At 69.4% G+C, this 18,527-nt stretch carries 18 protein-coding genes; 9 read left to right on the top strand and 9 right to left on the bottom strand.

The window, feature by feature from the left end; genetic code table 11:
* Window positions 1-27: 27 nt before the first annotated feature.
* Genes AB0P08_RS04565 through AB0P08_RS04550 form a run of 4 tightly spaced genes read right to left on the bottom strand, consistent with a single transcriptional unit; the run spans window position 28 to window position 3,747 of the window.
* Window positions 28-969: a sugar kinase gene (locus AB0P08_RS04565; RefSeq protein ID WP_363588356.1), complete on the bottom strand. Its 942-nt coding sequence runs from the start codon at window positions 967-969 to the stop codon at window positions 28-30.
* Window positions 970-1,001: 32 nt separating this feature from the next.
* The gene (locus tag AB0P08_RS04560) at window positions 1,002-1,760 is read right to left on the bottom strand and encodes an SDR family oxidoreductase (protein WP_363588354.1); all 759 of its coding nucleotides are present in this window, start codon (window positions 1,758-1,760) and stop codon (window positions 1,002-1,004) included.
* Complete coding sequence (locus AB0P08_RS04555) at window positions 1,757-2,785, bottom strand: zinc-dependent alcohol dehydrogenase (RefSeq protein WP_363588352.1); 1,029 nt, start codon at window positions 2,783-2,785, stop codon at window positions 1,757-1,759. Before AB0P08_RS04555 ends, AB0P08_RS04560 begins: the two co-directional genes overlap by 4 nt.
* Window positions 2,786-2,793: 8 nt before the next feature.
* Window positions 2,794-3,747 (bottom strand): C-terminal binding protein, encoded by a 954-nt coding sequence (locus tag AB0P08_RS04550; RefSeq protein ID WP_363588350.1) that lies wholly within the window; start codon window positions 3,745-3,747, stop codon window positions 2,794-2,796.
* A 139-nt stretch (window positions 3,748-3,886) separates the two neighbouring features.
* Between AB0P08_RS04550 and AB0P08_RS04545 the strand changes: the two genes are divergently transcribed.
* The 9 genes from AB0P08_RS04545 (at window position 3,887) to AB0P08_RS04505 (ending at window position 13,544) form a co-directional block, all read left to right on the top strand.
* A complete protein-coding gene (locus AB0P08_RS04545) occupies window positions 3,887-4,975 on the top strand; it encodes a mandelate racemase/muconate lactonizing enzyme family protein (RefSeq protein WP_363588348.1) in 1,089 nt (362 codons plus the stop codon).
* A gap of 53 nt (window positions 4,976-5,028) precedes the next feature.
* Window positions 5,029-6,090 (top strand): ABC transporter substrate-binding protein, encoded by a 1,062-nt coding sequence (locus tag AB0P08_RS04540; RefSeq protein ID WP_363588346.1) that lies wholly within the window; start codon window positions 5,029-5,031, stop codon window positions 6,088-6,090.
* 32 nt (window positions 6,091-6,122) lie between these two features.
* Entirely contained in the window at window positions 6,123-7,682 is a 1,560-nt protein-coding gene (locus AB0P08_RS04535) for a sugar ABC transporter ATP-binding protein (protein WP_363588344.1), read from the top strand.
* Window positions 7,679-8,662, top strand: coding sequence for an ABC transporter permease (locus AB0P08_RS04530; protein ID WP_363588342.1), 984 nt, complete (start codon window positions 7,679-7,681; stop codon window positions 8,660-8,662). The genes AB0P08_RS04535 and AB0P08_RS04530 overlap by 4 nt, the downstream gene beginning before the upstream one ends.
* Window positions 8,659-9,648, top strand: coding sequence for an ABC transporter permease (locus tag AB0P08_RS04525; RefSeq protein ID WP_363588340.1), 990 nt, complete (start codon window positions 8,659-8,661; stop codon window positions 9,646-9,648). The genes AB0P08_RS04530 and AB0P08_RS04525 overlap by 4 nt, the downstream gene beginning before the upstream one ends.
* Before the next feature lie 35 nt (window positions 9,649-9,683).
* Window positions 9,684-10,463 carry a glucose 1-dehydrogenase gene (locus tag AB0P08_RS04520; protein ID WP_363588338.1) on the top strand — a complete coding sequence of 260 codons (780 nt, stop codon included), beginning with the start codon at window positions 9,684-9,686 and terminating at the stop codon, window positions 10,461-10,463.
* Between the two features lie 20 nt (window positions 10,464-10,483).
* Complete coding sequence (locus AB0P08_RS04515; protein ID WP_363588336.1) at window positions 10,484-11,977, top strand: aldehyde dehydrogenase family protein; 1,494 nt, start codon at window positions 10,484-10,486, stop codon at window positions 11,975-11,977.
* 89 nt (window positions 11,978-12,066) lie between these two features.
* Entirely contained in the window at window positions 12,067-13,092 is a 1,026-nt protein-coding gene (locus AB0P08_RS04510) for a LacI family DNA-binding transcriptional regulator (protein WP_363588334.1), read from the top strand.
* A 62-nt stretch (window positions 13,093-13,154) separates the two neighbouring features.
* Window positions 13,155-13,544: a VOC family protein gene (locus AB0P08_RS04505; protein ID WP_363588332.1), complete on the top strand. Its 390-nt coding sequence runs from the start codon at window positions 13,155-13,157 to the stop codon at window positions 13,542-13,544.
* Between the two features lie 15 nt (window positions 13,545-13,559).
* Here the strand turns inward: AB0P08_RS04505 and AB0P08_RS04500 are convergent, their stop codons facing one another.
* The 5 genes from AB0P08_RS04500 to deoD form a co-directional block, all read right to left on the bottom strand.
* A complete protein-coding gene (locus tag AB0P08_RS04500; protein WP_363588330.1) occupies window positions 13,560-16,166 on the bottom strand; it encodes a DEAD/DEAH box helicase in 2,607 nt (868 codons plus the stop codon).
* A 24-nt stretch (window positions 16,167-16,190) separates the two neighbouring features.
* Entirely contained in the window at window positions 16,191-16,637 is a 447-nt protein-coding gene (locus AB0P08_RS04495) for a roadblock/LC7 domain-containing protein (RefSeq protein WP_363588328.1), read from the bottom strand.
* Window positions 16,535-17,251, bottom strand: coding sequence for a GTP-binding protein (locus AB0P08_RS04490; RefSeq protein WP_363588326.1), 717 nt, complete (start codon window positions 17,249-17,251; stop codon window positions 16,535-16,537). Before AB0P08_RS04490 ends, AB0P08_RS04495 begins: the two co-directional genes overlap by 103 nt.
* A 68-nt stretch (window positions 17,252-17,319) precedes the next feature.
* Complete coding sequence (locus tag AB0P08_RS04485; protein WP_363588324.1) at window positions 17,320-17,691, bottom strand: roadblock/LC7 domain-containing protein; 372 nt, start codon at window positions 17,689-17,691, stop codon at window positions 17,320-17,322.
* A gap of 110 nt (window positions 17,692-17,801) precedes the next feature.
* Entirely contained in the window at window positions 17,802-18,515 is a 714-nt protein-coding gene (gene deoD, locus AB0P08_RS04480) for a purine-nucleoside phosphorylase (protein ID WP_363588322.1), read from the bottom strand.
* Between the last annotated feature and the right edge of the window lie 12 nt (window positions 18,516-18,527).

Below are 18,527 nucleotides of genomic sequence, written 5' to 3'. Positions count from 1 at the left end.
CGACACGGCGCGTGCGGAGGCGGATGCTCACCGGAGGACGGGATCCGGGGCGGAGAGGAGCGCGAGTTCGGAGCGACGGGGGAGCCCCGCCCAGTCGCCGGCGTTCAGACACGCGAAAGCCCCTGTCTCGACCGCCGTGATCAGGCGCTCCTCCGGGGTGCGGCCCGCGGCACGATCAGCGAGGTATCCCCCGACGAACGCGTCTCCCGCTCCGACGGTGTCGACGGGCTCGATCGGGACGGCCGCGACCCGGAGCAGCTCGTCGTCGAGGAGAGCGGTGCAGCCGTCGGCGCCGCGTTTGATGATCGTCTCCCGCGGGCCCAGCGCGGCGATACCACGGGCGAGCTGTTCCGCCTCGCCGTCGTGGTCGAGCAGCAGCATCGCCTCGTCCTCGCCGGCGAAGACGATGTCGGCATCGCGGGCAAGCCGTCGGTAGACGGGTGCCGCATCGGCGGGAGCCCACAGAGTCGAGCGATGGTTGACGTCGAACGACACGGTCACCCCGTGCGTCCTGGCCTCCTCCACGGCAACGAGCACGGCGTCGAGCGCGGTCGGCGACAGTGCCGGTGTGATGCCGGTGACGTGCAGGATCCGGGCCGCGCGGATCGTCGTCAGCGGCAGATCGGAGGGGGCGAGGCGGGACCCGGCGCTGCCCGACCGTGCGTAGGTCACTCGCGCGAGGGAGGGGGTCCGCACCTCGCGCACCATGTGGGCCGTCGGGGCGTCGGAATCCCTCACCGCGTGGACGCCGACCTCCTCCGCGCGCAGTTCCCGGAGGATGAGGTCGCCGAACGCATCGGCGCCGACACGTCCGCACCAGGCCGCGGAGCCGCCCAACCGGGCGATCGCGATGGCGACGTTACTCTCCGCCCCTCCGATGCTGAGGGTGAAGGCCGTGTTGTGCGCCAGCGGGCCGAAGCCGGCTGAGCGGAACAGAGCGAGCGTCTCGCCCAGGGTCACGACGTCCACCGGTCCCACGCTCCGCGGCGTCGCCGGCATCGTCATCGGGCCAACCAGCCGCCGTCGACGGGGAGCACCGTCCCGTGCACGTAGGCGGCGGCGTCGGATGCAAGGAAGACGACGGCGCCCACGAGATCGTCCGGGGAGCCCCAGCGACCCGCCGGGATTCGCTCCAGGATCTGCGTGTTGCGCGTCTCGTCGGAGAGCAGGGCCTCGTTCATGTCAGTGCCGATGTACCCGGGTGCGACGGCGTTCACATTCACCCCGCGTGACGCCCACTCGTTGCAGAGAGCCTTGGTGAGCTGAGCCACGGCGCCCTTCGAGGCGGCATACGCCGCGACCCGGAGGCCACCCTGATAACTGAGCAGGGACGCCATGTTCACGACCTTGCCGTAGCCCCGCTCCAGCATGGCGGCACCGAACCCCTGCGCGAGCTGGAAGGCAGCGCGCGTGTTCACGTCGAGGACGGCGGTGAAGTCGTCGAGAGGGAAGTCCGCCGCATCGTGGCGGGCCTGAATACCGGCGTTGTTGACGAGGATGTCGACGTCGTGGTGGGCGCGGACGTCGTCGATCGCCCGTGCGAGGGAAGCGGTGGATGCCAGATCGACAGTCACGGCGCTCAGCGCGCCCGCGCATTTCGCTGCAGCGCGCTGCAGGCTCTCCGCCGGCGCTCCTCGTTGCATCGTCACGACGCGGGCGCCGGCGTGCAGGAGTCCCTCCGCGACTGCGGCGCCGATTCCGCGTGAGGCTCCGGTCACGACCGCGGTCCGTCCGTCCAGTCGGAACGACGCGGCGGTCACCGTCCACCCTCCTCGTCCGCGGAACCCATTCCGACCAGCACCTTCAGAGCGGCGCCGGCGGAGGTCGCTGCGGCGAATGCGGCGGAGGCGCCATCGAGACCGAAGGTCGACACCGGCAGCCGTTCGAGACCGAGGGCGTCGCTCTGGATGATCTCGACGGCCTCGCGGAAGTCAGCCGTGGTGTAGACGCGGACGCCCACCATCGACTGCTCGGCGAACGTCACCGCCTGCAGGTCGAACGGGGTCGGCTGCTTGTACACCCCGACGAGCACGATCGTGCCGCGGATGGCGGCGGCTCGCGGGAGGTGCAGGGCGACGGACGGGTGAGCGGCGGTATCGAACACGATATCCGCGCCCCCGCCGAACAGGGCGCGGATGTTGTCGGCAGCGGTCTCGCCCGCCGACAGCGTCCGGAACCCCAGCTCCTCGGCGACAGTCCGTCGCTCCGCGCTGGGTTCGACCACCACCACGGGGCCCGCGCCCCGATGACGGGCGACCAGGGCCGTGAGGATGCCGATGGGGCCGGCGCCGAACACGACGACGGTCTCAGCACCGGTCAGTCCGGACCGGCTCACGGCATGCACGGCGACCGCCAGGGGCTCGACGAGCGCGGCCACCCTGGCCGGCACGACGTCGTTGAGCGGGAAGAGCCGGTCGTCCGGGAAGACCGCGAACTCGGCGAGTCCCCCGGGTTCGTCGATGCCGTAGAGGCCGAGGCGCTCGCACACGTGCGTGTGTCCCGCGCGGCAGGGCGCGCACACGCCACAGCTGAGAAGCGGCAGCACCGCGACGCGGCGGCCTCGGAGGCGCTCATCGCCCGTCTCGACCACGCGCCCGACGATCTCGTGGCCCATCACGAGCGGCGCCGTCGCGCGGGGGTGGGAGCCGTGCAGGATCGAGAAGTCCGTGCCGCAGAGCCCGGTGTACTCGATGCGCACGAGCGACGCGCCGGCGGCGGTGGAGGGTCGGGGCAGCGAGGCGATCTTCAGCCGGTCAGGGCCCTCCCACAGCACGGCTTTCATCATCGTTCTCGTCACTGTCGCACCTCCGGGTTCAGCAGGTCGCGTGGTGTGCGGCCTGCGCAGTAGTCCACGACGTTCTCGATGGCCCGTCGCTTGAGCTCCGATTCGGATTCCTCGCTGTACCACGCGGTGTGCGGCGTCACCACGACCGAAGGCAGTTGCAGCAACGCGCTCGTCGGCGGGAGCGGCTCCTCCTCGAACACGTCGAGCGCAGCGGCCTTCACCGCGCCGCTCCGCACGGCACGCACGAGCGCCGCCGTGTCGACGACGCCGCCGCGGCAGGTGTTGACCAGCAGAGCACCGGGCTTCATCCGAGACAGCGCGCGGTCGTCGATCAGGTGCCGCGTGCTTTCGTCGAGCGGCACATGCAGCGAGACCACGTCCGCTGCGGCGAGGAGCTCGTCGAGGTCGACGAGCCGCACTTCGCGTGCTCTCGCATCGGCCCGCGGGTCATGGCCGATCACGGTGAAGCCCAGGGCCGCCGCCTTGCGCGCCGTCGCGGTGCCGATCCGGCCGACGCCGACGACGCCGAAGGTCAACGCCGAGATGCGGTGCAGCGGCTTGACGTCGCTGAGGCTGTACACGCCGGCCCTGGTCCGGCGGTCGAGCTCGGTCACTCCCCTGACGAGCGACAGGGCCAGGGCGATCGCATGATCCGAGACGTCCTCGGTCCCGTAGTCCGGCACGTTGCAGACCGCGATGCCTCTGGCGGTGGCCGCGGGGACATCGACCGTGTCGACGCCGACACCGTAGCGGCCGATCGCCCGGAGCCGGGGCAGCGCGTCGAGGACGCGGGCGGTCACGGGGGCGTACTGCACGACGACGGCGTCGGCGTCCGCCGCCGCAGCGATCACCTCGTCCTCCGACCGACACTGGAACAACTCCAGGTCGACACCGCCCGCCTCCGCGACCGCCCGTTCTTCGGCGATGTCGTCGTGGTCGCAGTCTGTGATCACGATCCGCATGTGACGTCCTCTCCTTCGTGGCGCCGCATCATCCACGTCGAGATGCGGCGGGGTGTTGGCAACAGTAGTGGATGTGTGTATGTTTAGGAAATCGGTTTTCTAGCGGGTCTCGCAGACCCATGACCCGGAGCATCCATCAATGGCGAAGATCACGAACGTCCGCACCGACCTCTATCGAGTGCCGCTGGCCACGCGTCTCTCGGACAGCACTCACGGCGATATGGACGATTTCGAACTCATCGTCGTGCGGGTGACAGACGCCGACGGTGCCACCGGGATGGGATACACGTACACGGTCAACGCGGGCGGGCACGCCGTCGCCCGGATGGTCGACCCCTACCTGAGCGACGTGCTCGTCGGCGAAGATGCGGACAGGATCGAGGCGCTCTGGCAGAAGATGTGGTGGCACCTGCACTATGCCGGTCGCGGCGGCCATGTCACCTCGGCGATCTCCGCGGTCGACATCGCGCTCTGGGACCTCAAGGGGCGCCGCCTCGGCCAGCCGCTCTGGCGGGTGTTCGGCGGCTTCGACCCGCAGGTCCCTGTCTACGCCGGCGGCATCGACCTGCAGTTCTCCGTCCCGCAGCTCCTCGCCCAGGCTGACGCCTTTCAGGAACAGGGCTTCCGTGCGATCAAGATGAAGGTCGGCCGGGACGAGCTCCGTGACGACATCATGCGGGTCGCCGCCATGCGGGAGCACCTCGGCGACGGGTTCCCGCTCATGGTGGACGCCAACATGCGGTGGTCGGCGGACCGGGCCATCGCGGCCGCCCGCGAGCTCCGCGCGTTCGATCTCGTGTGGTTGGAGGAGCCGGTGATCCCGGACGACCTCCCCGGACAGGCACGCGTGCTCGCGTCCGGCGGCCTCCCGGTGGCCGCTGGCGAGAACCTGCACACCCTGTACGAGTTCCGTGCCGCGATCGACGCGGGTGCCGTGACCTATCCCGAGCCGGATGTGAGCAACTGCGGCGGCATGACCGTCTTCCGCAAGATCGGCTCCCTCGCCGAGGCGCACAACCTCCCGGTGACCAGCCACGGCGTGCACGACCTCACGGTGCACTGCCTGGCGGCGGCACCCAACCGCACCTACATGGAGGCGCACGGGTTCAGCCTGGAGCCCTACCTCGCCGAGACCATGCCCATCGTCGACGGGTCCGTGACCGCGCCGGAGCGACCTGGGCACGGACTCGACCTCGACTTCGAGAAGCTCGCGGCGCTGCGAGTCTGACCACGTCGGCCGCCGCACGGCGGACTCTTTCACGAACGATCAAAGGAGATGTCATGAAATCGACCCGTATCCTCACCGCAGCAGCAGTGGCCACAGGCCTGCTCTTCGTCGTCACGGGCTGCGCGAAACCTCTCGACGATCGCGGCGCGACCGCCGCCAACGGCGAAGGCACCGAACAGGTGGTCGAGAGCGCGTCGGACGCGACCTGCACGAATCCCACGCCCTCCGACGAGGAGATCGGGGACATGAAGATCGGCTTCTCCCAGTCCGAGAACGAGCAGAACCCCTTCCGCGCCACGGAGACGGCATCGGTGCGCCAGTCGGTCGAAGAGGCGGGTGCGGAGTTCGTCTACACCAACGCCAACAGCGACCAGGCGAAGCAACTCAGCGACATCCAGTCGATGATCAATCAGGGCGTGGACGCGCTCATCGTCGCGCCGATCAGCGCCACGGGACTGCAGAGCGCCTTCGAAGCGGCCAAGAGCAAGGGGATCCCGGTCATCACGATCGACCGCGAGACCGCAGGCGAGCCCTGCACCGACTTCATCTCCTTCATGGGGTCCGACTTCGAGCGGCAGGGCGAGCGCGCCGGCGAGGCGATGATCGACGCCCTGGGCGGGGAGGGCTTCGTCGCGGAGCTGCAGGGCGCGCCCGGCAGCGACGTGGCGACGCTCCGTACCGATGGTTTCGACACCGCGGTGAAGGACGCGGCGGGCATCGAGATCGTCGCCAAGCAGACCGGCAACTGGGCCACCAGCGAGGCTCAGGAGGTGCTCGCCCAACTGCTGTCATCCAACCCCGACATCAACGCGGTGTACACGCACAGCGACACCATGGCGCTCGGTGCGCTCACCGCCATCACCCAGGCCGGGCTCACTCCCGGCGAGGACGTGAAGGTCGTCTCGATCGACGGCACCAAGGAGGCGGTCGGGCACGTGGCCTCCGGCGACATCGCCGCGATCGTCGAGACCAATCCGCGCTTCGGTCCCGCTGCCGTCGACCTGCTGACGAAGTGGTTCGCCGGCGACGAAGTGGCGCAGGAGATCATCATGAAGGACGAGCTCTACACCGCGAAGAACGCGCAGGACGCGCTCGACTCCGGTCGGGCGTACTGACCCTTCCCGGCGTGCAGCGAGAGGACGAGCACATGGCTTCACAGGCGGGGGACGTGATCCTCGAGGCCCGTGACATCACGAAGAGCTTCAACGGTATCCGTGCGCTGAAGGGGGCTTCGCTCGCGCTGCGCGCTGGCGAGGTCCACGGGCTCAACGGCGAGAACGGCGCCGGCAAGTCGACCCTGATCAAGATCGTCACGGGGTTCTATCAGCAGGACGCCGGTGAGGTCCTGCTCGACGGTCGTCCCGTGTCGTTCGACCGGCCGAAGGATTCGCAGGACGCTGGCATCAGCACCGTGTACCAGGAGGTGAACCTCATCCCGGAGCGCACGGTGGCGGAGAACATCCTCCTCGGACGCGAACCGCGCCGAGCCGGCCTGCTGCGAAAAAGGGCGGCGGTCGCGCAGGCGCAGGCCATCCTCGACCGATTCGGACTCGCCATCTCGGCGAAGGCACCGCTGGCGTCGCTCTCGCTCGGGATGCAGCAGATGGTCGCGATCGTGCGCGCCGTGGCCTTCGAGGCACGGGCCGTGATCCTCGACGAGCCGACCTCCGCACTGAACGGCGCCGAGATCGACATCCTGTTCCGGGTGGTGCGTCAGCTCCGCGACGAGGGTCTGGCCCTCATGCTCGTCAGCCACCGGATGTCGGAGCTGTACGAGCTCTGTGATCGCTTCACGGTGCTGCGCGACGGACGCTTCGTGGTGGAGAGCACCCCGAGCGAGCTGCCGCCGGCCGAGCTCGTGAGCGCGATGCTCGGCGGCATCCGGCTAAACGAGACGGACCGGGACCCCGCAGCACACCGACAGCGGGTCGAGGAGCTGCGTACCCGCCCGCCGGCGCTGGAGGTGAAGGGGCTCGAGTGGGGCAACCGACTGCACGACGTGTCGTTCGACGTACGGCGTGGCGAGATCGTGGGTCTGCTGGGGCTGCTCGGCTCCGGCCGCACCGAGATCTGCAAGGCGGTGTACGGCGCGATTAAGCCCGACGCTGGAGAGGTCCGGGTCGGCGGCGAGACGCTCGTCCGGCGATCGCCGGCGCGCTCGTTGCGCGCCGGCATCGCCTACCTCTCGGAGGATCGCCGCCGCGAGGGGATCTTCCCCGGGTTGAGCGTGCGGGAGAACCTCACCGCGGCCGTCCTCACTCGGCTGTCCACCCTCGGCGTGGTGCGACCGCGCGAGCAGACAGACCTCGTGGCCCGGTTCTCCGAGGAACTGCGCCTGAAAGCGGCAGGCCCCGAGCAGCCGGTGGCAGAGCTGTCCGGCGGCAACCAGCAGAAGGTGCTGCTGGCCCGATGGATCGCCACCGAGCCGCGCGTCGTGCTGCTGGACGACCCGACCAGGGGGATCGATGTCGGTGCGAAGGCGGAGGTCCACCGCGTCATCCGAGCCCTCTCGGACCGCGGCATCGGGGTGCTGGTCACCTCGAGCGAGACGGAGGAGCTGCTCGCGCTGTGTGACCGGCTCATCGTGCTCAGCGAGGGAGCCGTGGTCGGCGAGCTGGATCCGCTGTCCGTCGACCCGGCCGACGTCGTCGGCCTTCTCTCCGCGACCTCCGCGGCAACCCCCGTCCGGACAGGAGAGAGCGCATGACCGTCACGACGACGACCACGGTGGTCGTCACAGAACGGACCCCCCGGCAGAAGCTGGCGCACTTCGCGCGCACGTACACCGTGTACCTCGCCCTCGCGGCGCTGGTGGTCGTCAACCTCATCGCCACCACCGGGTTCGCGACCGCCGCGACGCTCCAGAACGTGCTGTTCGCGGTCGCTCCGATCGTGCTGATCGCCGTCGGGCAGACGCTCGCCATCGGCACCGGCGGCATCGACCTGTCGGTGGGATCGATGATGGCGCTGTCGTCGGCGATGCTGGCGCTGTACCTCGGCTACGGCGAGGTCGTCGCGCTGCTGACCGGCGTGCTCGTCGCGGCCGCCGTCGGCACGCTGAACGGCACGATGATCGCGTATCTGCGCATCAACCCGCTCATCACCAGCCTCGGTCTGCTGGTCGCCGTCCGCGGACTCGCCCAGGCGCTCTCCGGGGGTGCACGCAGCCCTATCCCCGGCGACGGGCTGTTCGGCTGGCTCGGCAACGCGGTGCTGTTCGGCATCCCGGGCGTGGCCGTGATCGCCGCCGTGATCGCGGTGCTCATCTGGCTGCTGGTGAAGAAGACCACGTTCGGCCGGTATGCGCTGTTCGCCGGATCGAACCGCGCCGCCGCGCATCTGACCGGCACACCGCGCAACCGGACCATCATCACGATCTACACCCTGAGTGCGGGGCTGGCCGGCCTCGCGGGGGTCTTCGTCTCTGCCCGCATCGGTGCGTCGGACCCGAGCTTCATCGGCATCCACTTGGAGCTGACGGCGATCGCGGCAGTGGTGATCGGCGGCACGCCACTCGCCGGCGGCCGCATCAACGTGGGCGGAACGGTCGCCGCGGCGCTGTTCCTCCAGGTGATCGACACCACGTTCATCATGAACAACCTCGATTTCGCATACGCGCAGGTGCTCAAGGCGGTCCTCATCGTGGTCGCCCTGTTCCTGCAGCGTGCAGGGAAGGACGCGCGATGACCGCCACGACACAGGACGCCCCGCGGCGACGCGCCGTTCCGCGGAGCGGGGGAGGCGGGTGGGCGGCCGGCCTGCAGCGGTACGGCATCGTGGGCGTGCTCGTCGCCGTCGCCGTTGTCGCCGCGATCGTGTCGCCCTCGTTCGGAACCGTCGACAACGCGGCCAACATCGTCACGGCGGCCTGCTTCATCGGCCTCATCACCATCGGGCAGAGCTTCGTGCTCATCACCGGTGGCATCGACCTGTCCGTCGGCTCGATGATCGGGCTCGGCACGGTGCTGGCGGCGCTGGCCGCCCCGGCCGGTTGGCTGGCGGCCCTGCTCGTACCGATCGCCGCGGGCATCGGCCTCGGGCTGATCAACGGGCTGCTGGTCGGCAAGGCGCGCATGGCCCCGTTCATCATCACGCTGTCGGCTCTCCTCGCCGTCAACGGCATCGCGGTGGCGCTGGCGAGCTCCAGCATCGTGATCGAGCGCGGTTTCTTCACCTCGATCGCGAACGGCAGCGTGCTGGGTCTGCCGAATCTGGTCTGGATCCTGCTGATCGCGTTCGTCGCGGCCGCGGTCGTGCTGAACCGGACGCCGTTCGGCTCCCGCATGTTCGCTCTCGGGGGCAACGAGGAGGCGGCACGGATGATGGGCGTGAACGTGACGCGTGTGAAGATCCAGGTGTACACGATCAGCGGCGGTCTCGCGGGCCTCGCCGGCGCCCTGCTCGCCTCCCGCCTCTCCTCCGGCGTCGCGAGCCTCGGTTCGACGTACGAGCTCAAGTCGATCGCTGCGGCCGTGATCGGAGGCGTCCTGCTCACCGGCGGAGTGGGCACGATGCTGGGCGCCCTCTCGGGAGTGCTCCTCATCGCGATGATCGACAACCTGATCAATCAGATGGGATCGCTCAACGCCTACTTCCAGGATCTCTTCACCGGCGTCTTCCTCGTCCTCGCCATGATCGTGCAGACGCTGCTGAGCCGTCGCCGAGATCACTGACCACTCACCATCGGACCTCGAGAAAGGGAACCCATATGTCGTCTCTCGACAGCAAGATCGCACTCATCACCGGAGCCGCTTCGGGTATGGGTCGTGCCATGGCGCACGGCTACGCCGCGGAGGGGGCGCACGTCGTCATCGCCGACCTCAACCTGGAGGGTGCCGAGACCGTCGTGCGCGAGATCCAGGAGGCGGGAGGGCAGGCGTCCGCCCGCGCGCTCAACGTCGCCGATCCTGCGGCATCCGCCCAGCTCGTCCAGGAGATCGTGGCCGAGCACGGCCGGCTCGACATCCTCGTCAACAATGCGGGGATCGGGCTCATCAAGGCCGTCTGGGACACCACGCCCGAGGAGTGGGATCGCATCTTCGCGGTGAACGTGAAGGGGCTGTTCTTCCTCTCGCAGGCGGCCGCGGAGCCGATGCGTCGCCAGGGCAGCGGCAAGATCATCAACATGGCCTCGGTCGCCGGGCGCCGCGGCGAGGCGCTCGTCACCGCCTACTGCGCGTCGAAGGCGACGGTGATCTCCATCACCCAGTCCGTCGCCCTCGCCCTGGCTCCGTACGGCGTGAACGTCAACGCCATCGCCCCTGGTGTGGTCGACACCCCGTACTGGAAGGAAGTCGACAAGCAGTTCGGCGAGATCACCGGAAAGGCCGAGGGGGAGACCTTCAAGGGCATCGGCGAGACCATCCCGCTCGGCCGCACCTCTGTTCCGTCCGACATCGTGCCGATGGCGATCTTCCTCGCCGGCCCCGGTTCCGACTACATCACCGGCCAGACGTTCAACGTCGAGGGCGGGACCTACTTCAACTGACCTCTTCATCAGGAGCTCGCATGACCATCAACACTTCCCCTCCCATCCTCGCCGAGGGCTCGCTTCTCGGGGACGGACCCCGGATGCTCGTCGGCGGCCGCTGGCGCGGAACGGAAGCCACGCGTCCCGTCACCAACCCCACGACGGGGGCTGTCTTCACGACGGTCCCCTCGGCCGATTCCAGCCATGTCGACGAGGCCGTCGCCGCTGCCCTGCAGGCACAGCGCGAGTGGGCTCATCGGCCGGCGGCGGAGCGCGCCGCGGTGCTCGCCGAGATCGTCCGACTCGTCCGACAGCACGCGGAGGAGCTCGCCGCGATCGTGGTCGCCGAACAGGGCAAGACCATCACCGAGGCGCGGGGCGAGATCCAGGGGGTCATCGCCTTCTTCGACTTCGCGCTCAGCCAGAAATACCGCACGGAGGGCGAAGTCGTCACCGCGTCGTCGGCGCAACGGCAGCTGATCGTGCGCGAGGAGCCTCTCGGCGTCGTCGTCGCCATCATCCCGTGGAACTTCCCCGCGGCGATCTTCGCACGCAAGGTCGCGCCGGCGTTGATGACGGGGAACGCCATCATCGTGAAACCGAGCGACGTGACGCCGCTCTCCTCCCTCGCGCTCGCCCGGATCTGTCAGCAGGCGGGAGTTCCCGATGGTCTGCTCAGCGTGCTCACCGGCCGCGGCAGCGTGGTGGGGACGGCGCTGATCGATCACCCGGCGACGGCGATGATCACCGTGACGGGATCGACGAGGGCCGGCGTCGACATCCTGGAGCGCGCGGCGAAGAAGGTCATCCCGGTGTCGCTCGAGCTCGGCGGCAAGGCGCCGTTCATCGTCTTCGGTGACGCAGACCTCCCTCGTGCCGTGCAGGACGCGTTCGAGGCCCGGTTCATGAACTGCGGGCAGGTGTGCACCTGCAACGAACGCACGTACGTGCACCGCTCGGTGTTCGACGAATTCGTCGCCCAGTTCGTGGAGAAGGTGCGCGGGCTGCGCGTGGGCGACCCGATGGACGACGAGTCTCAGATGGGGCCGAAGGTCTCGGGCGAGGAGTGGTCGAAGGTCGACGAGATGGTACGAGCCGCCGTCGCCGCGGGCGCGCAGGTCGAGGTCGGCGGCGGTCGGCCCGAGGGCCTGGACGAGGACCCCGGTTTCTGGTTCGCGCCGACCGTGCTGACGGGGGTCTCGAACGACATGGACATCGTGCAGCAGGAGGTCTTCGGGCCCGTGCTGCCGATCGTGCCTTTCGACGATTATGAGGAAGTCATCCAGTTCGCCAATTCCACGCCGTACGGGCTGACCGCCTACGTGTACACCACAGACATCCGTACCGCCATGCAGGCTACGGACGATCTGGCGTTCGGGGAGGTGTACGTCAACCGGGTGGGGCCGGAGGAGGTCGCCGGCTTCCACACCGGGTGGAAGATGTCCGGCCTCGGGGGTGACGACGGGCACCACGGATTCGAGCGCTATACGCAGCGCAAGACCGTCTACGTGGACTACAGCGGAAGCGACTGAGGTCACAGACCCGATGCCCGCCGTGCGCTGGGGGACGCCTTGTCCTCCAGCGCGCCCTGCGGGAGAAGCCCTGCATGAGAAGATGACGCGTGCCTGATTCATCCCCGAGCCGCGGGCGAGTCCGTCTGGTCGATGTCGCAGACCTCGCCGGCGTGACGAAGTCCGTCGCGTCGAGGATCCTCAGTCGGGATGAGACCCTCAACGTGCGCCCCAGCACCCGCCAGCGGGTGCTGGAAGCGGCGGAGCGACTGCAATACTCCCCCCACGCCGGTGCGCGCGCCCTCGCCGCATCGACCACCGGCGCGCTGTCCCTCCTCATCCCGGATCTGACGAACCCGGTCTACGCGCGGATCGCTCGAGGGGCTTATCAGCGCGCCCATGAACTCGGCTACGTCGTCCTGCTCGCCGAGGACACCGCGGAGACGGATGCCGGGGCGGACTTCACCGACCTGGTCGGATCCGGTCGCGTCGATGGACTCCTCATCGCCAGTGCCCGCCGGGACCACCCGCTCATCGAGTCCGGCCGACTTGCCGCCATTCCGCACGTCTTCGTGAACCGGACGGTGCCGGAGTCGGGCCGCAACGTGACGGTCGACCTTCAGCTCGCCAGCCGTGTCGCTTTCGAATACCTGCACGGACTCGGTCATCGCCGGGTGGCCCACATCTCCGGGCCGGGCGACCTGAGCCCCGCGCGTGAGCGCGAGCGCGGGTTCTCCGCCGCTGCCGAGCAGGCGGGCGCTCCCGAACCGCTCGTGGTGCACGCGGACTTCTCGGAGGCCGGCGGCTTTGCGGCGGTCGAGCGGATCCTGGACGAACGTCCCGACGTCACGGCGATCTTCGCGGGAACTCTCCCGCAGTCGATCGGGGCCTTGAAGGCGCTGCACGTGGGCGGTCGACGGGTGCCTCAGGACGTCTCGCTGCTCTCCGCGGACGACCTGCCGATGGCTGCGTACCTCGCTCCGGCGCTCACGGCACTTGAGCTGCCGCTGCAGGAGCTGGGTACGGCGGCAGTCGACGGACTCGTTCATCAGCTGCGAGGGCAGCCGGCCCGCGATGTCACCCTCAGTGCGCGTATCCGGATCGTCGAACGCGGCTCTGTCGCGGCAGCGAGGTGACCACCGCGGAAGTCTCCGATGATCCTCTCGACACGGCGTGTGCGGAGGCGGATGCTGGGGGCATGGCAGCCTTCACAGCGGAGAACGCGTTCAGCGGTTTCAGCGTCGACGACATCGACGCGGCGAAAGAGTTCTACGGCACGACCCTCGGGCTCGACGTCGAGGTCAACGCGATGGGGTTCCTCGATCTGCGCCTCCCCCGCGGCGGGTCGATCCTCGTCTACGCGAAACCGAACCACACCCCGGCGAGCTTCACGATCCTGAACTTCCCGGTGGCGGACGTCGACGCCGCGGTCGCGGAGCTCAACGAGCGCGGCGTGCAGACGAAGATCTACGGCGACGACGAGTTCCCGTCGGACTCCCGCGGCATCGTCCGCGGGAACGGGCAGGGGCCGGACATCGCGTGGTTCCGCGACCCGGCGGGCAACGTGCTCGCTGTCATGCAGGCCTGACGGGGCCCGCCTCGCTCACAGCCGGTCGACCGCCGTCACCGTCACGACTGCCTCGCCGGCCTCGTCGGACGCGGCGAGGTCGACGGTGGCGCTGATGCCCCAGTCGTGGTCGCCGGCCGGGTCGTCGATGATCTGCCGCGCCGTCCAGGCGGTCGGACCCTCGGTGAGCAGCAGCATGCGGGAGCTGCGGGCGTCCGGTCCGGTGCCGATGTCGTCGTGCTCGGCGAAGTACGCATCGAGCGCGTCCGACCAGGCGGCGGCGCCGAACGACGGGTCGAGCTCGGCCAGCGCATCCACGTCCTCACGCGCGGCGAGCTGCACGCGCCGGAAGAGTTCGTTGCGGACGAGCGTGCGGAAGGCGCGGGTGTTGCTCGTGAGGCGCTTCGGTGCGGGCGGGACGATCGGCTCGTCGGTCTCGCCGCGGGCGGCGGTCCCGGCGGTCAGCTCGCTCCACTCGTCGAGCAGGCTGGAGTCGATCTGGCGGACGAGCTCGCCGAGCCAGGCTATGAGGTCGTGGAGGTCCTCGTCCTTCCGCTCCTCGGGAATCGTCTGGGAGGCGGCGCGGTACGCGTCCGACAGGTACCGCAGGACGACGCCCTCGGAGCGGGCGATCTTGTAGAACGCGACGTACTCGCCGAACGACATGGCCCGCTCGTACATGTCACGGACGACGGATTTCGGGTGCAGGGCGAAGTCACGGATCCACGGTTGCGCAGCGCTGAAGGTCTCGAAGGCGGCGTCGAGGAGCTCCTCCAGGGGCTTCGGGTACGTGATCCCTTCGAGGAGCTCCATGCGCTCGTCGTACTCGATGCCCTCGCGCTTCATCGCGGCGACCGCCTCGCCCCGCGCGAGGAACTCCTGCTGGCTGAGCACGGCGCGCGGATCGTCCAGCGTCGCCTCGACGATCGAGATCATGTCCAGGGCGTACGACCCCGTCCCCACCTGGGTCCCTGAGCCTTCCTGGGTCCCTGAGCCTGTCGAAGGGTGGGTCCCTGAGCCTTCCTGGGTCCCTGAGCCCGTCGAAGGGTCCAGCAGATCGAACGCCGCGAGGGCGAAGGGGGACAGCGGCTGGTTGAGCGCGAAGTTGGGCTGCAGGTCGACCGTGAGCCTGACCCCCTTGGGTGCTCCGGGCACGCCCGTGTCGAACGTCTCCACGACGCCCGATTCCCGGAGCGTCCGGAAGATCGCGAGGGCGCGGAGGGCGAGCGCACGCTGCCGGGCGCGCGGCTCATGGTTGTCGAAGACGAGCCGGCGGACGTTCCCGAACACATCGCCGCCCCGGGCGATGACGTTGAGCAGCATCGCGCTGGTGATCTGCATGTGCGAGGTCAGGGTCTCCGGCGTCGCATCGATGAGCTTCCGGAACGACGGCTCTCCCCACGACACGAACCCGTCCGGGGCCTTCTTGCGGATGATCTTCCGCTTCTTCTTCGGGTCGTCGCCGGCCTTGCGGATCGCGGCGAGGTTCTCCGTCTCGTGCTCGGGCGCCTGGGCGACGACGGTGCCCGCGGTGTCGTAGCCCGCGCGTCCGGCCCGCCCCGCGATCTGATGGAACTCCCGGGCGTTGAGCTGGCGCATCCGGGTGCCGTCGAACTTCGTCAGCGCGGTGAGCAGCACGGTCCGGATGGGGACGTTGATGCCCACGCCGAGCGTGTCGGTGCCGCAGATCACCCGCAGGAGACCGCGCTGGGCCAGCTGTTCGACGAGCCGGCGGTACTTCGGCAGCATGCCGGCGTGATGCACGCCGATGCCGGCCCGGAGGAAGCGGGAGAGCGTCTTGCCGAACGCCGTCGTGAAGCGGAAGCCGCCGATGAGGGCGGCGATCTCGTCCCGCTGCTCACGCGTCGCGACCTTCGTGCTCGACAGGGCCTGGGCCCGCTCCATGGCGGCCGCCTGCGAGAAGTGCACGATGTAGACCGGGGCCTGTCCCGTGTTCAGCAGGTCGTCGATGGTCTCGTGGATGGGCGTCGTCTCGTAGAAGAAGTGCAGCGGGACCGGGCGCTCCACTCCGGTGACCGAGGCGGTCTCCCGTCCTGTGCGACGCGTCAGGTCGGCGGCGAGGGTGGTGACGTCGCCGAGGGTGGCGGACATCAGCACGAACTGGGCCTGTGGGAGCTCGAGGAGCGGCACCTGCCAGGCCCACCCGCGGTCCGGGTCGCCGTAGAAGTGGAACTCGTCCATGACGACGAGGCCCACGTCGGCGGCATCACCCTGCCGCAGGGCCAGGTTCGCGAGGATCTCGGCGGTGCAGCAGATGATGGGGGCGTCCGCGTTCACGGCGGAGTCTCCCGTCACCATGCCCACGTTCTCGGCGCCGAACACCTCTGCCAGCGCGAAGAACTTCTCGCTGACGAGGGCCTTGATCGGCGCCGTGTAGTAGCTGCGGCGGCCGCCGACCATCGCCGCGAAGTGGGCTCCGACCGCGACGAGCGACTTTCCGGTGCCCGTCGGCGTGGACAGGATGACGTTCGCGCCGGAGACGATCTCGATGAGCGCCTCGTCCTGCGCGGGGTAGAGGCGGATGCCGGTCGACTCCGCCCATTCCACGAACGTCAGGTATACCGCGTCGGGGTCCGCCGCGTCGGGAACGAGAGAGGGTTCGAGCCGCGGCGTGGGAGTCATGGTGCTTCGATCATCCCATCTGCGTCATGTCGCCGATCCCGTGACCCCGAGCGCGGTGAGCAGCTCGTACGCCGTGGAGCGCGCGTGCACGATCACGGTCCCGAGCTGCGACGACGTGGCCGACACCGAGAGCAGGAGCTGGCCATACGGCGCGAGGATGAAGCTCAGCAGGGCCATCTGGTTCTCTCCGATGGACAGCGACACGATGGCCGACAGGGTCGGCTCCGTCCCTCCGGCGATGATCTCGGCTTCGGCCCGCGCGACCCCGAACAGGGAGCCGTTCATCGCCGCGAGCTGCTCGCCGCCGTCCTGGTCGACGCCGAGCGAGGCGATGTGGAGGCCATCGGCCGTACCGAGGACCGCGGTCGTCAGCTCCGGGAAGCGCTCCTCCAACTGCTGCAGACGGGTCTGCGCCGACGGGCCGACGATGCGCGACCACAGGGCCCAGTTGCCGGCGACGTCGGGGTGCATGCGGGACGGATCGGGCGTCGCGGCGGCGTCGTGCCGTCGGGCGGGTCCGGTCGTGGCTTCTCCTCCGGAAGATCGAGAGCGGCGCCGGCGACACGCATCACGCTGTCGCGGTCGCGCGCGTCGGCCGCGAGGACGCGCGAGGCGGGGATGCCGTGTCGCGCGAGGGGGGCGGCGAGCGCGCGCCGGATATCGCCGATCGCTCGTCCGGCGGTGTGGCTGACGGCGATCACGACGCGATGCTCCTCGCCCGCGAGAACGTCCAGCCACTCGTCGGCGTCGGCGACGAGGGTGTCGCGGTCGCCGCGCAGCCAGAGCAGCACCCGGGTGCCCGGGATCGAGACGCGCTGCCGTGCCGACGCGAAGCGCTGTTGCCCCGGGATGCCGATCAGCGCGATGGAGACCTCGGGCGTCGGCCGCCAGGTCCCGTAGTCGAGCCCGACCGTCGTGGTGGTCTTGCCGTCACCGCTCGTGAACGACATCGGCACGTCGGTGTCCACCGGCGCGACGTCGCTCAGAGCGCGGACCGCGGTCGTCTTGCCCGCGCCCACCGGACCGGCGAAGATCACCCGGTACCGCTGAGGCAGGTCGGTCCGTCGGCGCCGGGGGCGCCTCATCGTCCACTCCCCGGGACCGGTCTTTCGCTGTCGCCCTCTCCCGAGGCCGCTCCCCACGGCCTCATGGATCACGCGCCGAGGGCGGCGACCCGGCGGTTCACCGAGGAGCGCAGCAGGGCGAGGTTCGTGGCCTGGCGATCGGCGGCCAGGTAGATGAACAGATCGTCGTCGAGCATCTTGAGCAGGTGCAGCTGCGTGTTCAGCGTCAGCAGCATGTCCTCGAGCTCGCGGTCGATGCCGAGGGCATCGATCGTGCGCTTCTTGTTCTTCACGATCTCGCTGTTGAACGCGCTCGCGACCTCGAGGTCGAAGTCGGGGCGGACGGAGCTCGAGGCGAGCGGCAGCCCTGATTCGAGGTCGACGATCGACGCCCCGATGAATCCGTTGATGTCGCGCTCGATGTCCGCCAGAAGCGTGTTGAGCTGATCTTGCGTGGCCATGGTTCTCCCCAGTCGTCTTCATCGCGCGCAGCAGCGACCGCCCTGTGCGGTCGTCCCCGGCGCCGCGCGACCTGTGAAGTGTATAACGTTACTCGACGAGGGGGCCAGTCTCAGACCGAGGTCGCTGCGCGGAGGGCGATGCGGACCATGTCGCCGAACGTCTGCTCGCGCTCCTGGGCCGTGGTCTCCTCGCCGGTGACGATGTGGTCGCTGACCGTGCAGATCGCGAGGGCGCGGCGCCCGTGGAACGCGGCGAGCGTGTAGAGCCCTGCCGCCTCCATCTCGACGCCGAGGATGCCGTGCCGCACGAAGGGCTCCGTGAGCTCCGGCCGGGTGCTGTAGAACTGGTCGCTCGAGAACAGCGGCCCCACGTGCACCGTGGACGACACCGGCTCCGACTCGCTCGCCTCCACCGCCGCGCGCAGCAGGGCGAAGTCGGCGAGCGGGGCGTAGTCGAGGCCGTGGAAGCGCACGCGGTTGATCCCGGAGTCGGTGCTCGCGCCGTTGGCGAGGATGATGTCGCGGACCGCGAGCTTCTCGGTCAGCGCGCCGCAGGATCCGACCCGGACGATCGTCTGCACGTCGTACTCCGTGAACAGTTCCGTCGCGTAGATCGCCATCGACGGCTGCCCCATCCCCGAACCCTGGACGGAGACCCGATGCCCCTCCCAGGTGCCGGTGAAGCCCAGCATGCCGCGCGTCTCCGAGTACAGCTCGGCGTCGTCGAGGAAGGTCTCGGCGATCCACTTCGCCCGCAGCGGATCGCCGGGGAACAGGACGACGGGGGCGATCTGACCGGGTTCCGCGGCGATGTGGGTGCTCATCCGCTCAGCGTA

This window comes from Microbacterium meiriae (assembly GCF_040686935.1).
Classification (GTDB): Bacteria; Actinomycetota; Actinomycetes; order Actinomycetales; family Microbacteriaceae; genus Microbacterium; species Microbacterium meiriae.
The sequence above is the reverse complement of the archived record's forward strand: the minus strand, read 5'-3'. Positions and strand labels throughout refer to the sequence as shown.